At 42.1% G+C, this 13,690-nt stretch carries 10 protein-coding genes; 7 read left to right on the top strand and 3 right to left on the bottom strand.

The genetic code is table 11. The features are described from left to right. The first annotated feature begins 348 nt into the window (after positions 1-348). The 6 genes from PGLA_RS10095 to PGLA_RS29550 all read left to right on the top strand — a co-directional run bounded on the left by PGLA_RS10095 (position 349) and on the right by PGLA_RS29550 (position 7,119). Positions 349-1,749 carry a cytochrome ubiquinol oxidase subunit I gene (locus tag PGLA_RS10095; protein WP_068532174.1) on the top strand — a complete coding sequence of 467 codons (1,401 nt, stop codon included), beginning with the start codon at positions 349-351 and terminating at the stop codon, positions 1,747-1,749. Then, on the top strand, positions 1,736-2,752 hold the full coding sequence (cydB, locus tag PGLA_RS10100; RefSeq protein WP_068532561.1) for a cytochrome d ubiquinol oxidase subunit II: 1,017 nt from the start codon (positions 1,736-1,738) through the stop codon (positions 2,750-2,752). Before PGLA_RS10095 ends, cydB begins: the two co-directional genes overlap by 14 nt. After that, on the top strand, positions 2,752-4,482 hold the full coding sequence (cydD, locus tag PGLA_RS10105; protein ID WP_068532176.1) for a thiol reductant ABC exporter subunit CydD: 1,731 nt from the start codon (positions 2,752-2,754) through the stop codon (positions 4,480-4,482). The genes cydB and cydD overlap by 1 nt, the downstream gene beginning before the upstream one ends. Further along, entirely contained in the window at positions 4,479-6,272 is a 1,794-nt protein-coding gene (cydC, locus tag PGLA_RS10110; protein WP_068532178.1) for a thiol reductant ABC exporter subunit CydC, read from the top strand. The genes cydD and cydC overlap by 4 nt, the downstream gene beginning before the upstream one ends. Before the next feature lie 130 nt (positions 6,273-6,402). Next, positions 6,403-6,564 carry a hypothetical protein gene (locus tag PGLA_RS27925; protein WP_161487868.1) on the top strand — a complete coding sequence of 54 codons (162 nt, stop codon included), beginning with the start codon at positions 6,403-6,405 and terminating at the stop codon, positions 6,562-6,564. A 345-nt stretch (positions 6,565-6,909) separates the two neighbouring features. Continuing rightward, positions 6,910-7,119 (top strand): DUF6199 family natural product biosynthesis protein, encoded by a 210-nt coding sequence (locus tag PGLA_RS29550; protein ID WP_068532180.1) that lies wholly within the window; start codon positions 6,910-6,912, stop codon positions 7,117-7,119. Positions 7,120-7,220: 101 nt separating this feature from the next. Here PGLA_RS29550 and fumC read toward each other — a convergent pair whose 3' ends face one another. Next, complete coding sequence (fumC, locus tag PGLA_RS10125; RefSeq protein ID WP_068532182.1) at positions 7,221-8,612, bottom strand: class II fumarate hydratase; 1,392 nt, start codon at positions 8,610-8,612, stop codon at positions 7,221-7,223. Positions 8,613-9,104: 492 nt separating this feature from the next. Between fumC and PGLA_RS10130 the strand changes: the two genes are divergently transcribed. Continuing rightward, a complete protein-coding gene (locus PGLA_RS10130; RefSeq protein ID WP_068532185.1) occupies positions 9,105-10,037 on the top strand; it encodes an alpha/beta hydrolase in 933 nt (310 codons plus the stop codon). Positions 10,038-10,111: 74 nt separating this feature from the next. On the opposite strand, the gene PGLA_RS10135 is transcribed toward PGLA_RS10130, so the two are convergent. Both PGLA_RS10135 and PGLA_RS10140 read right to left on the bottom strand, forming a co-directional pair. Beyond that, positions 10,112-11,947 (bottom strand): ABC transporter ATP-binding protein, encoded by a 1,836-nt coding sequence (locus PGLA_RS10135; protein ID WP_068532187.1) that lies wholly within the window; start codon positions 11,945-11,947, stop codon positions 10,112-10,114. Further along, positions 11,931-13,688 (bottom strand): ABC transporter ATP-binding protein, encoded by a 1,758-nt coding sequence (locus PGLA_RS10140; protein ID WP_068532189.1) that lies wholly within the window; start codon positions 13,686-13,688, stop codon positions 11,931-11,933. Before PGLA_RS10140 ends, PGLA_RS10135 begins: the two co-directional genes overlap by 17 nt. Positions 13,689-13,690: the final 2 nt, after the last annotated feature.

Consider the following 13,690-nt stretch of genomic DNA (forward strand, 5'->3'; position numbering starts at 1 on the left):
TGCATAACTCGAAGTCTATATTAGTGTATTTTCGCTAGTAAATGACAAAAAATCAATGGCATAAATCACTCTAAATATAGGTTGCGATTTATGTCGATTCATGTATTTTTAAATCCGAATATGTAACCTACTTAAATATGTACCTTAATTATTACAGTTTAAAATCATTCTAATTTTAAATATTGTGTGACAAACTTCACAATGAGAGGATATTTCTTCATTGAATGTGATAAATATCACATTTGGTTTGAGGAGTCTCTGACAAAATATAAAATATAAGATATTAATTTTCGTGTACTTAATGATTAAGCTATTGGAAACTTTAAACAAGGAAGAGGGATTAAAATCATGGATCCGGTTATGCTCTCACGCATCCAGTTTGCGTCGACAACGTTGTTTCACTTTATCTTTGTACCATTGTCTATTGGATTAGCGTTGTTGATTGCGATCATGGAAACAATGTACGTGGTCAAAGGTAAGGAAGTATACAAAAAGATGGCTAAATTCTGGGGACATTTGTTCCTCATTAACTTTGCTGTTGGTGTCGTGACTGGGATATTACAAGAATTTCAGTTCGGAATGAATTGGTCGGATTATTCGAGATTTGTAGGGGATGTATTCGGGGCTCCACTAGCGGTAGAAGCGTTACTAGCCTTTTTCTTGGAGTCTACATTCTTAGGGATATGGATTTTTGGATGGGAACGTCTATCTAAGAAGCTTCACTTAATGTGTATTTGGTTAGTAGCTTTTGGTACGACAATGTCTGCCTTCTGGATTCTAGTAGCGAATTCTTTCATGCAAAGACCTGTTGGATTCGAGATAAATAATGGTCGAGCCGAGATGAATGATTTCTTAGCTTTGATCACAAACGGTCAGGTTCTTTTAGAGTTCCCTCATACGATTTTAGCTGCATTTATGACAGGTGCCTTCTTGGTTACAGGTATCAGTGCATATAAAATGTTGAAACGCCAAGATTTTGAGTTTTTCAAGAAATCTTTTATTGTTGCCATTATTGTAGGTTTGGTATCGTCGATTGGGGTTGCACTCGTAGGACATAGTCAAGCACAGTATTTAGTAAAGACTCAACCTATGAAGATGGCGGCTTCTGAAGCGCTATGGGATACAAGTACCGATCCGGCTCCTTGGACTGTAGTAGCGACGATAGATCCGGAGAAGAAAGAGAATGGGATGACCTTCAAAATTCCATATTTGCTTAGTTTCTTGTCCTACAGTAAGTTCTCTGGCGAAGTTGTTGGGATGAATCAGTTACAAGCTGAGTATGAACAGAAATATGGTCCTGGTGATTACATTCCACCAGTACGTACGACTTTCTGGAGCTTCCGTATCATGGTAGCCAGTGGATCGGTTCTTATTCTTCTAGCTATGTATGGATTCTACCTAGTTGCTCGTAAGAAGTTGGAACAGACGAATAAATGGTTTATGCGTATAATGGTAGGGGCTATTTCGTTACCCTTTATTGCGAACTGGGCAGGATGGATTATGACTGAGATTGGTCGCCAACCTTGGACTGTTTTCGGATTATTCACGACAGAAGATAGTATTTCGCCTAACGTTTCAGCTGGACAGATATTGTTCTCGTTAATTTCGTTCTCACTTGCTTACACAGTGTTAGCTATCATATTGGTTTATTTATTTGTTCGTGTGATCAAGAAGGGACCGAACGATTCAGGTTCCCATATAGAAGAATCTCACGACCCATTTGATAAGGAGGGGTATCATGTCTCTTAATGAGTTGTGGTTCTTGTTGATTGCTGTACTATTTGTTGGATTTTTCTTCTTAGAAGGTTTCGACTTTGGCGTAGGAATGTCTACAACGATTCTTGCCAAGAATGACACAGAGCGTCGTGTATTAATTAATTCCATTGGTCCTTTCTGGGATGCGAATGAAGTATGGTTGATTACTGCAGGAGGTGCGATGTTTGCAGCTTTCCCACATTGGTATGCCACATTATTTAGTGGATTCTATACACCACTCGTATTTGTTCTATTGGCTCTGATTGGTCGTGGTGTGGCCTTTGAATTTAGAGGTAAAGTAGCTTCTGAGACATGGAAGAAAACGTGGGATATCGTCATATTCATCGGAAGCTTATTACCTCCACTTCTGTTCGGTGTGGTATTTGCTTGTCTTATCCAGGGCGTTCCCATTGGCGAAGATATGAATATGAATGCAGGATTGTTTGATGTTGTGAATGTGTATACCTTACTTGGAGGTATTACAGTCGTTGTTCTTTGTCTAGTGCATGGTCTGATGTTCACTACCTTAAGAGTATTAGGTGATTTACAGGACAGAGCACGTGCGATGGCTAAGAAACTTCTGATTCCTCTTGCTATTCTAATGGTTGGATTTACTGTTATGACGTACTTTAACACAGATGTATTCGAAGTTCGGGGTACTATTCTGAGCATAGTTGCTGTGGTAGGAGTGATCGTATATCTCCTCGCTGCATTCTTTATTTCCCGCAAAAGAGATGGTTGGGCTTTTGGTATGACAGGAGCTATTATTGCCATATCCTTCACTTCCATATTTATTGGATTGTTCCCACGGGTCATGGTTAGCTCAATTAGTGATGCCTATAGTCTGACGCTCACGAATGCTGCATCAGGTCAATATTCATTAAAGGTCATGTCCATCATCGCACTTACTTTGCTTCCTTTCGTACTAGGATATCAAATATGGAGTTACTTCGTATTCCATAAACGCGTGAACGCGAAAGATCATTTGGAGTACTAATGGGCCGTAATCTATTAGGCTTCAAAGGTATTAAACCCGTCTTAGCGGCGGTGGCACTGCTGACCTTAGTGCAAAGTGTATCCATTCTATGGATGGCTAGAACGTTATCGGAAGTTGTCTCCGCCCTCTTTGCCGGGGGTTCATTACAAGATCAGAATGTTGGCATCTTTCAATTCCTAGCGGCTTTCTTGGTTAGGCATCTCACGAATTTTGCGCAACAAAAAATAACGTACCGCTATGCTGAGCATACCGGTGCGTTATTGCGTAAACAGCTGATGGATAAGTTATTCCTACTGGGACCACGATTCGCAAAGACGGAAGGAACAGGGAAACTTGTCACACTTGTTCTGGACGGCGTTCTCAAGTTTAAAGTGTATTTGGAACTGATTATTCCGCGTATGGTGGCTACTGCCATTATACCCGCAGTAACTTTCATTTATATATTTACACAGGATGTTCAGTCCGCGATTATATTGTTAGTTACGATGCCGATTCTAATTGTATTTATGATCTTAATTGGTCTATCTTCACGTAAACAAGTAGACAGTCAAATGGTCTCTTACCGTAATTTAGCGAATCATTTCGTGGATTCCTTACGTGGGCTTGAGACGTTGAAATATTTAGGACGAAGTAAATCGCATAGTCATACGATTGGAAAAGTCAGTGATAAGTACAGAACAGCCACGATGCGTACCCTTCGGGTGGCTTTTTTATCCTCATTCGCCTTGGACTTCTTCACGATGTTGTCTGTAGCATCCGTAGCAGTGAGCTTAGGACTTCGTTTGGTAAATGGGGATATGATGCTCGTTACAGGATTAACGATCCTTATTCTTGCTCCTGAGTACTTCCTGCCGGTTCGTATGGTGGGAGCCGATTACCATGCAACTTTGAATGGTAAAGAGGCGGGAGAAGCGATTCAAGCCATTATTGATATGCCGATACAGAAGATGGATGTAACTCTACCCGATGGATTCTCGTATTCTTGGAGATCAGATAGTCAACTAACGTTATCTAATGTACAGGTTCAGCATGAAGCGGAGGGACCACATTCTTTACAGGATGTGACCTTGCATATTCAAGGGATGCGGAAGATTGGGATTATTGGTGAAAGTGGAGCGGGTAAATCTACATTGATAGATATTCTAAGTGGTTTTCTAAGCCCTTCATCAGGGGATGTCGTATTGAACGGACAACGTCTTCCTGCCCTAACAGATGCAGCTTGGCAGAATCAGATGACTTATATTCCACAGAGTCCGTATCTGTTCAGCAGCAGTCTTGCTGATAATGTGAAGTTCTACACGCCGAATGCTAGTCAAGCAGAAGTAGAACAAGCAGTAAAGAATGCGGGATTGTCGGATCTAGTGAGTAGCTTGCCAGCTGGCTATGATGAAGTTATTGGTGGCGGAGGTCGTACGCTTAGTGGTGGACAAGCGCAACGGGTTGCACTTGCACGGGCGTTCCTCAGCGATCGTCCCGTTATTCTATTAGATGAACCAACAGCGCATTTGGACATTGAGACGGAGTATGAGTTGAAAGAGACCATGCGCTCGCTTTTTGAAGGAAAGTTAGTATTCCTGGCAACTCACCGACTACATTGGATGCCAGATATGGATCAGATCATTGTGATGGATCAAGGGAAGGTTGCTGAGATTGGTACCCACGAGGAGTTACTTGCCTGCAAGGGCGTGTATTATGCATTAATTAGATCACAACTGGAGGGTGTACTATGAGACGCGAACAATGGCTGCGGCCTTATATCACTTCATACTTCTGGCGTTTCGTAGTGATTGTTGCACTGGGTGCCCTGACGGTATTTACGGCAAGCAGTCTGATGTTCTCGTCAGGGTACCTTATTTCGAAGTCTGCTCTTCGTCCAGAGAATATCTTGATGGTGTATGTGCAGATTGTCATCGTAAGAACCTTTGGAACGAGCAGATCTGTGGTTCATTATGTGGAGCGTCTCGTGGGTCACGATACGATTCTACGTATTCTATCGAAAATGCGCGTACAGATGTATCGGATTCTAGAACCGCAAGCGCTATTTATTTCATCACGGTTCCGTACAGGCGATATCCTCGGTATTCTAGCAGAGGATATTGAGAAGCTGCAGGATGTGTACCTGCGTACTATTTTTCCTAGTCTAGTAGCCTTGTTGTTGTATACGATATCGGTAACGGCATTGGGACAATTTGATGTGCAATTCGCGTTATTCATGGCGTTGTATCTGCTTATTCTTATTCTGATTCTACCGTGGATTTCTCTGTGGCTTACGAAGAAGAAGAATGAGCAGTCACAGCAGAAGCGTGGTCGGTTGTATCAGACATTAACGGATGCCGTACTCGGTATGAGTGATTGGGTCATCAGTGGTAGACCGGCTCAATTCGTTAATACCTATGAAAGTGATGAATTAGAAGTAGCAAGAATTGATCGTAAGCTAAGCACTTGGGCAAGATGGAGACAGTTGATCGGCCAATCCACTGTAGGTATTGCAGTAGTCTGCATGTTGTACTGGGCAGGTCAGCAGTATGCAGATGGGGCGATTGCTTCGACGATGATCGCTGCGTTTGTACTTGTTGTTTTCCCATTGATGGATGCATTTCTACCGATCTCTGAATCTGTGGAGAAAATACCACGTTATCAAGGTTCTTTTGCAAGGTTGAGAGAAATTGAGGATGTGGGTATTCAAGTGAAAGGTTTAGTTCAGAATGATCATTCTGATACTAGAGAGTCCTCTCAGATGGGAATGGTTAGCGAAGATCTTGTAAATAGGGCTAGACAGGATGCACATATTAAGATTGATCGTGCCTCTCATCGATATGTTGCTGAGGGTCCATGGTCTTTCGAAGACATAACATTAGATATTCCTCAAGGAAAGAAAGTAGCTATCATGGGACGTAGTGGCGCAGGGAAATCGACGCTATTGAAATTGATCCAAGGTGCGATTACACCTGAAGAGGGTAGTGCTACTATTCAAGGGGCGGATGCTAGTCAATTTGGAGATCATATTCCTAGCCTCATTGCCGTATTGAACCAAAGTCCGCATTTATTCGATACATCGGTTACGAATAACATAAGGTTGGGGAAACTCGATGCTTCTGAAGAGGAGATTAGTGAAGTAGCTCGGAAAGTGAAGATGGATCGTCTTATTGATTCGCTTCCTAAGGGATACCAAACAGCGATGCATGAGACAGGACAACGATTCTCAGGTGGGGAACGACAACGAATTGCCTTGGCACGTGTCCTGTTGCAGGATACACCTGTTGTCATTCTCGATGAACCAACAGTGGGTCTTGATCCACGGACGGAGAATGAACTACTTTCGACGATCTTTGATACACTGGAAGGCAAATCACTCGTCTGGGTAACACATCATCTCGTCGGTGCGGAGCATATGGATGAGATTATCTTTATGGAGAACGGAAAGATTGAGATGAGAGGTTCTCATGCGGAACTCATGGAGAAATATCCACGTTACCGTAACCTATATCATCTTGATCGACCTGAGGCTTTTTTTGCATGAGGGATTGTGAGTAAGAAGTTAATGGGTATAGATACGGACACATAAAAATTAACTTGGAACAGAACAAGTTGCTTTCCATTATGGAAGGCAACTTTTTTTGTCACATGAAAAGAAGTTAGGTGATAGATTTGTGAGTAAGTGTGTAAAGAGTTCCAACTTGAATGGGAAGGGGCTTGAGCAGATGTCAGAACCTTATGTAGTAATTGCGAATTATGAGGATAACGATTTACTTCAAGTGGAGGAATTAATTGGAGAGAACCTTGGACGGATCGATCAGCCTGCTTTCATTTAACAGGAAAACCTCCTGTTAATATTTCTGAAAGTATATCTTATTTCAATCTAACTGGAAATTTTCCAGTTAATTCAACCTATTATCCATTATTTCCGCTTAAAAGCCCGAATTAGATGGAGAAATTCCAGTTATATGATCTCCCAGCAGTGTAAGAGTCATATTAGCGGGAGAAATTCCTGTTATTTGTCTTCCGTTACATCAAGCACGGATGTCTAGGTTAAAAATTGAATCAAGAAATATAATATATAGGGGTGAAGGAATCATTTGTTTTGATCTCCGAATATGAAGTTGTTTGGTTGATATAAATGTTATAATTATCCAAATTCATCTTCACAGGAGGGGAATATGGTTTATTTTTATGGATTTATAGGTGTCTTTATGGGTCTATGGATGTTTTTTTATCCTACTATCATTTGGGAAATCTCAGAGAGTTGGAAATCAAATGATGGTTCGGAACCGTCAGACCTATATATTTGTTCAATCCGATTAGGTGGCATAATGTGTATACTTGCTGGACTTGGAGGGATAATAGCATTTATATTATTAATTGAGTAGCATGGCGCGACAACAAAAATACCGTCCAGCATGGATCCATGCCGAACGGTATTTTGAATTACAATTACCGATGTATACAATCAGATTAAGTATTAAATCAATTAGTCTTCCTTCGGGTGGATCATTTGCTCTGGGCGAACAATCTCATCGAACTGTTCTTCTGTTAATAGATTGCTTCGTAGAGCAGCTTCTTTGAGCGTTAGACCCTCTTTATGGGCTAACTTAGCTACAGCTGCTGCATTCTCATATCCGATATGAGGATTGAGAGCTGTAACTAGCATAAGGGATTGTTCTAGGTTACGCTGAATAACGGCATAATTAGGCTCTATTCCCACAGCACAGTTATCGTTAAATGAACGAATAGCATCTGCTAATAGCCCAGCGGATTGAAGGAAATTATAGATGATGACAGGCTTGAACACATTTAGTTCGAAGTTCCCTTGGCTTGCAGCAAAACCAATTGCCGCATCGTTACCCATGACTTGGCATACGACCATCGTTAGTGCTTCACTTTGTGTTGGGTTTACTTTACCTGGCATGATGGAGCTTCCTGGTTCATTCGCTGGAATAATAAGTTCTCCGATTCCACATCGTGGGCCACTAGCTAACCATCTCACATCGTTTGCAATTTTCATGAGATCAGTGGCAAGTGCTTTTAGTGCCCCATGTACATAGACAAGTTCATCGTGGCTCGTAAGGGAATGGAATTTGTTCGATGCTGAAGTGAAGGTTTTACCTGTTAGGGTACTGATCTCCTCAGCGACCATATCTCCGAATTTCGGATGGGCATTGATTCCGGTACCAACTGCTGTACCACCGATGGCAAGTTCACGAACATACTCGACACTACTTTGAATCATCGTCTCCGTCTTCTCAAGCATCCGGTACCAACCACTAACTTCTTGACCTAAGGTCATAGGGGTAGCATCTTGTAAATGTGTTCTTCCAATCTTGATAATGTCTTGGAATTGTTCGGTTTTGAGACGGAATGTCTCTTTAAGCTGTTGTAGAGAAGGTAGTAATTGATCTTCGACGACTATGAGTGCAGCCATGTGCATTGCGGTTGGGAACGTATCATTGGAACTTTGTGATTTGTTCACATCATCGTTAGGGTGAATACGCACGGTACTGTCCTTATGAGCAAGAAGTTGATTCGCACGGTTCGCAATAACTTCGTTAACATTCATATTGGATTGGGTACCACTGCCAGTCTGCCAGACAGCGAGCGGAAAGTGTTCATCGAGCTTACCTTCGATAATTTCGTCAGCAGCTTCAACGATAGCTTCTACCTTGAGTGGGTCCATTTTGCCAAGCTTACCATTGGCTAGTGCTGCACTTTTCTTAAGGATTGCGAATACCCGGATAAGATCCTGAGGCATTTTCTCAGTACCAATTTGAAAGTTCTCAAAGCTGCGTTGGGTCTGTGCCGCCCATAGCTTGTCCGCAGGCACTTTTATTTCCCCAATTGTATCTTTCTCGATTCTGTACTCCATCTGCACGTCGTCCTCCTCCATAATAATCATACCTACATAGATTGAAATAAAGTATGGGCTCACAAGTCAATCCTTTCTAAGGAAGATCATGAATAGCCGTTCGCCTTTATTTCATTCTATCTACATAGATTGAAATAAAGTAAGGGCTCACAAGTCAATCCTTTCTAAGGAAGATCATGAATAGCTGTTCGCCTTTATTTCATTCTATCTACATAGATTGAAATAAAGTATGGGCTCACAAGTTCAATCATTTCTAAAGAAGATCATGAATCGAGATTCGTCTTTAGTTCAATCTATCTACATAGAAAATATATCATAATTTAAGGGTAAACTGACAAATGGATTTTATCATTGGATGGAGTATCAGAAGAATGGACATTATATGAAAAATGATACTCCAAATTGTGCAGATCATATATACTTGTAATTCGAAGGATTGCCTTAGTATTTCTAAAAGAAATTTATATATCGTAATGGAGAGGAGAGAGACATATGTGGACTGTTGTTGTGGCTACGGCTAGTGCTATTGTCGTGTTGGTGATATGTCTAATCGCTGCAAGTGTTTATTTCTATAACGTAGGTATTCTGCGTAACAATAAGGATTTCATGAATGTCGATCCTAACTTAATAAAAGCAACGCATCCATGGGAGTATGCTAACGAATGGTTACAGACACAGCCTATGAAGACCATTAGTATTCGATCAGATGATGGTTTGCAGTTAACAGGGTATTATGTTCCTTCACAGACGGATTCGAATAAGGTAGTTATTCTAGCACACGGATATTCAGGGCAAGGAAGAGACATGTCGAACTTCGCCAAGATGTATCAGGATTTAGGCTATCACGTACTGATGCCAGATGACAGAGGACATGGTCAGAGTGAAGGGCATTACATTGGGTTCGGTTGGCATGATCGCAAGGATTATCTGAAATGGATTGATTATATTATTAAAAATCAGGGGGAAGATTCGCAAATTATTCTTCATGGTATCTCCATGGGTGGATCAACTGTGCTTATGACGAGCGGCGAACCTTTGCCTGATCAAGTGAAGTGTATCGTTTCTGATTGTGCTTATACTTCGGTTAAAGATATATTGAGTCATCAATTGAAATCGATGTACAAACTACCCGCATTTCCGTTAATTCCGTTGACGAGTCTGGTGTGCAGATTGAAGGCAGGGTATTTCTTCGGAGAAGCTTCAGCATTAACCCAAGTGAGTCGGACCAAACTTCCTATTCTATTCATTCATGGGGGTGAAGATAAGTTCGTTCCATATGATATGGTGCATCGCTTATATGAAGCCGCAGGCAGTGAGAAGGAACTACTATCTGTGCCTAATGCCCAGCATGGCAACGCTTATTTTGCCGATAAAGAGGGATATGGCAACAAGTTAACTTCGTTTGTAGGTCGGTATGTATTCTAAGCAAAAGAGTGTTCGTGATTCATGATGAAAGTCATGATTACGAACACTCTTTTTAATAAAGTTAAGGGCTAACTTTACACAACTCTTCTGAATTGACTCGAATACAACTCGTAATAGAACCCTTTCGCAGCGAGCAGTTGCTCGTGATTACCCTGTTCGATGATTTGGCCACCATTCATGACTAATATCTTATCCGCATCCTGAATGGTGCTTAAACGGTGGGCAATAACGAAGCTCGTTCGTCCCTTCATCAAGTTCTTCATGGCTTCTTGGATATGCATCTCTGTTCGAGTATCTACGCTACTTGTCGCCTCATCAAGAATGAGGATTGAAGGATTAGCTAGAATTGCTCTGGCAATGGTAAGGAGCTGTCGTTGTCCATGACTCAGATTGCTTCCTTCGGCTTGTAAGATCATATCGTAACCATGGGGTAACCTCGAAATAAAGCTATCCGCATTAGCCAGTTTAGCGGCCACTATAATTTCCTCATCGGTAGCATCCAATCGACCGAAGCGGATGTTATCACGAATGCTACCAGAGAACACATAGGCATCCTGAAGAACCATACCTACTTCCGTACGGAGGTTGTTCTTATCCATTTGACGAATGTCTGATTCATCAATAGTGATACGACCTTCATTAATGTCATAAAATCGGGTTAACAAATTGACGATGGTTGTTTTTCCTGCACCTGTAGGTCCGACAAGCGCGATTTTCTCACCTGGATTAGCGACAAAGGAAACATTCTGAAGAATAGGCGCATCAGGTCGGTAACTGAAAGATACGTTATCAAATTGAACTTTGCCACGCATGTCATGTGAGGTAGCCACGCCTTGGTCTTCTGTATACTCTGAATCTAACTCCATAATCTCGAATACACGCTCAGCACCAGCTACAGCGGATTGAATCATATTATATTGATTGGCGAGTTCAGTAATCGGCCGGCCGAACTGCTTGGAATAGTTAAGGAAACTGACGATGATGCCGACGGTGGTTAGATCTTTAAATACCATCCAACCCCCAATGGCTGCGATGAGCGCAAAGTTAAAGTTATTTACAGCATTCATGACAGGACCTACGAGTCCAGCAACAATCTGAGCTTTCGTGCCCATGGCATTTAATTGTGAGTTGATAGTTTTGAATCGCTTAATCTCAGTAGCTTCACGTCGGTATAGCGTAACTACCTTTTGTCCTTGGATCGTCTCTTCAATGAATCCGTTCAGTTCTCCAAGATGTTTCTGCTGACCTTTAAAATATTTGCGAGTCAGGCTGGAAATCTGCCGGGTAGCCAATAGGATAAGAGGAATCGTGATTAGGCTGACTAAAGTTAATGAAAGATTCAGGCTTAGCATAATAACAAGTGAACCCGAGAGTGTGATAAGGCTAGTTAGTAATTGAATGACACTCTGGTTAAGTGAGTTGGATACATTCTCAATATCATTGGTCGTTCGACTCATCAGTTCCCCAGTATTATGGGTATCGAAGAACTTTAGAGGCAGGGATTGATACTTATCGAAGAGATCATGTCGAAGCTCAAGGACGGTCCGCTGGGATACGCCACTCATGACATAAGACTGAACCCACGTTACGACACTACCCAGGATATAAATGCCTAGCATCAACAAGCATATCCATAACAGACCGTTGTAGTCTTTAGGTATGATGAAATCATCAATAGCTTTGCCGATAAGGAACGGACCAATGAGGGAGATCACAGAGCTAAGAAAGGTGAAAATATAGACGATGATAAGTCCCGTGCGTTGGCGTTTCAAATAGGACCATAATTTCTTTAGCGTAGCGAGTGTATTCTTAGGGCGCACTTTCGGCAGACCTCTATGTCCGACGCCTCCCATGCCAGTGCCCAATGGTTTTGAGGAATGACTAGAGCTTCCCTTAGCTGATTCTGACATGCTCTTGCTCCTCCTTCCGTTGGGATCGGTAAATATCTTGGTAAATGGCGCTGTTCAGAACAAGCTCATCATGGGTTCCTTCGGCTGCAATCGTACCGTTGTCACCCAGGACTAGAATCAGATCTGCGTCGATGACGGAGGAGATCCGTTGGGCAATAATAATGGTAGTCGTATGGTCCATAAGTTCTTTGAGTGCTTTTTGTATACGAGATTCTGTTCCTAAATCTACGGCGCTAGTACTATCATCCAGAATTAATATGGTAGGACGCACAAGTAATGCTCTCGCAATAGAGATACGTTGTTTCTGGCCACCGGATAGATTAACTCCTTTTTGACCAAGAACGGTGTTATACCCGTCAGGCATACTCATGATAAAATCATGTGCTTCTGCAGCTTTAGCAGCAGCTTCAATCTCTTCTTGTCCCGCCTCATCGTTGCCGAAGCGAATGTTATCTCGAATGGTGCCGGTGAACAGAATGGATTGCTGCAAAGCCATCCCAATCTGACCTCTTAAATCATCCAAAGGGATGTCTTTGACGTCTATTCCATCGATTAGCACACTACCGCTCGTCGTATCGTATAAGCGTGGAATAAGGCTGATCAGTGTGGATTTGCCGGACCCAGTTGCGCCAAGAATGGCAAGTGTCTGACCGGGTTCTGCTTGGAAAGATATATCTTGCAGAACTAGCTCTTCCTGTGCGGTATCATAGGCGAATGATACGTTCTTAAACTGAATATGTCCGGAATGAATGATGGAATCGCCTTCGAGTCTCTGTGCATATGTAGGATTTGAAATTTCGGTCTGGGTGTCGAGCACCTCGTTAATACGCTCAGCGGATACTTTGGCACGAGAAATGAAAGGAAGCATATTGCTAATCATGAGCATGGAGAATAATAACTGGGTGACATAGTTAATGAAGGCGATTAACTCTCCTGTTGAAAGAGAACCACTTCGGGTAAGTCCCCCACCATACCACAATACGGCAACTACACTGACATTTAGAATCAGCGTCATGATCGGCATATTTAGAGCTATCAATCGTGCGGCTTTAATAGCAATATGCGTATAGTCCTCATTAGCGTTCCCGAACCGTTTGCGTTCATAGTTCGCTCTTACGAATGCTTTTACGACCCGAATTCCAGATAAATTCTCCTGAAGCACGTTATTCACAGCATCCAGCTTAGACTGGACTTTGGAGAACAACGGGAAGGACTTACGGATGAGAACGACTAATAAGATAAATAATAGTGGAGTGGCTATCGCTAGAATTAGAGTTAATTTCGGGCTAATGTATATCGCCATGATGAAGCTTCCGACAAACAGGAGCGGGGAGCGAATAAAGCCGCGCATAATGATTTGAACAAAAGCCTGCATTTGCATGACGTCATTGGTTAATCGAGTAATGAGCGAACCTGTCTTTATTTGATCTAGATTGCGGAAGGAGAAGGTCTGAACTTTCTCGAATAAGTCGTTCCGCAAGTCCCTTCCGAAGTTCTGGGAGGCAATACTTGAAAATACGGTACAACCCACACCTCCGATTGCACCAATGAGTGCTACGCCAAGCATCATGAGTCCAGTCTTCTGGATATGAGCTAGGTCGCCCGTCATGATGCCTTTATTAATAATACTTGCCATCATCATAGGTTGTAATAAATCCATCCATACCTCAAGCACCATGCACAGAGGGCCTAATAAGCTTGAAATCCAGTATGGTTTTAAATACGATTTCAACTTCCACATAA

Origin of the sequence: Paenibacillus glacialis (assembly GCF_001637205.1) — a bacterium.
GTDB lineage: Bacteria > Bacillota > Bacilli > Paenibacillales > Paenibacillaceae > Paenibacillus_AQ > Paenibacillus_AQ glacialis.

Coding starts and splice junctions, on each gene's coding strand:
- PGLA_RS10095 (WP_068532174.1), top strand. CDS start 349: ATGGATCCGGTTATGCTCTCACGCATCCAGTTTGCGTCGACAACGTTG.
- cydD (WP_068532176.1), top strand. CDS start 2,752: ATGGGCCGTAATCTATTAGGCTTCAAAGGTATTAAACCCGTCTTAGCG.
- cydC (WP_068532178.1), top strand. CDS start 4,479: ATGAGACGCGAACAATGGCTGCGGCCTTATATCACTTCATACTTCTGG.
- PGLA_RS29550 (WP_068532180.1), top strand. CDS start 6,910: ATGGTTTATTTTTATGGATTTATAGGTGTCTTTATGGGTCTATGGATG.
- fumC (WP_068532182.1), bottom strand. CDS start 8,612: ATGGAGTACAGAATCGAGAAAGATACAATTGGGGAAATAAAAGTGCCT.
- PGLA_RS10130 (WP_068532185.1), top strand. CDS start 9,105: ATGTGGACTGTTGTTGTGGCTACGGCTAGTGCTATTGTCGTGTTGGTG.
- PGLA_RS10135 (WP_068532187.1), bottom strand. CDS start 11,947: ATGTCAGAATCAGCTAAGGGAAGCTCTAGTCATTCCTCAAAACCATTG.
- PGLA_RS10140 (WP_068532189.1), bottom strand. CDS start 13,688: ATGTGGAAGTTGAAATCGTATTTAAAACCATACTGGATTTCAAGCTTA.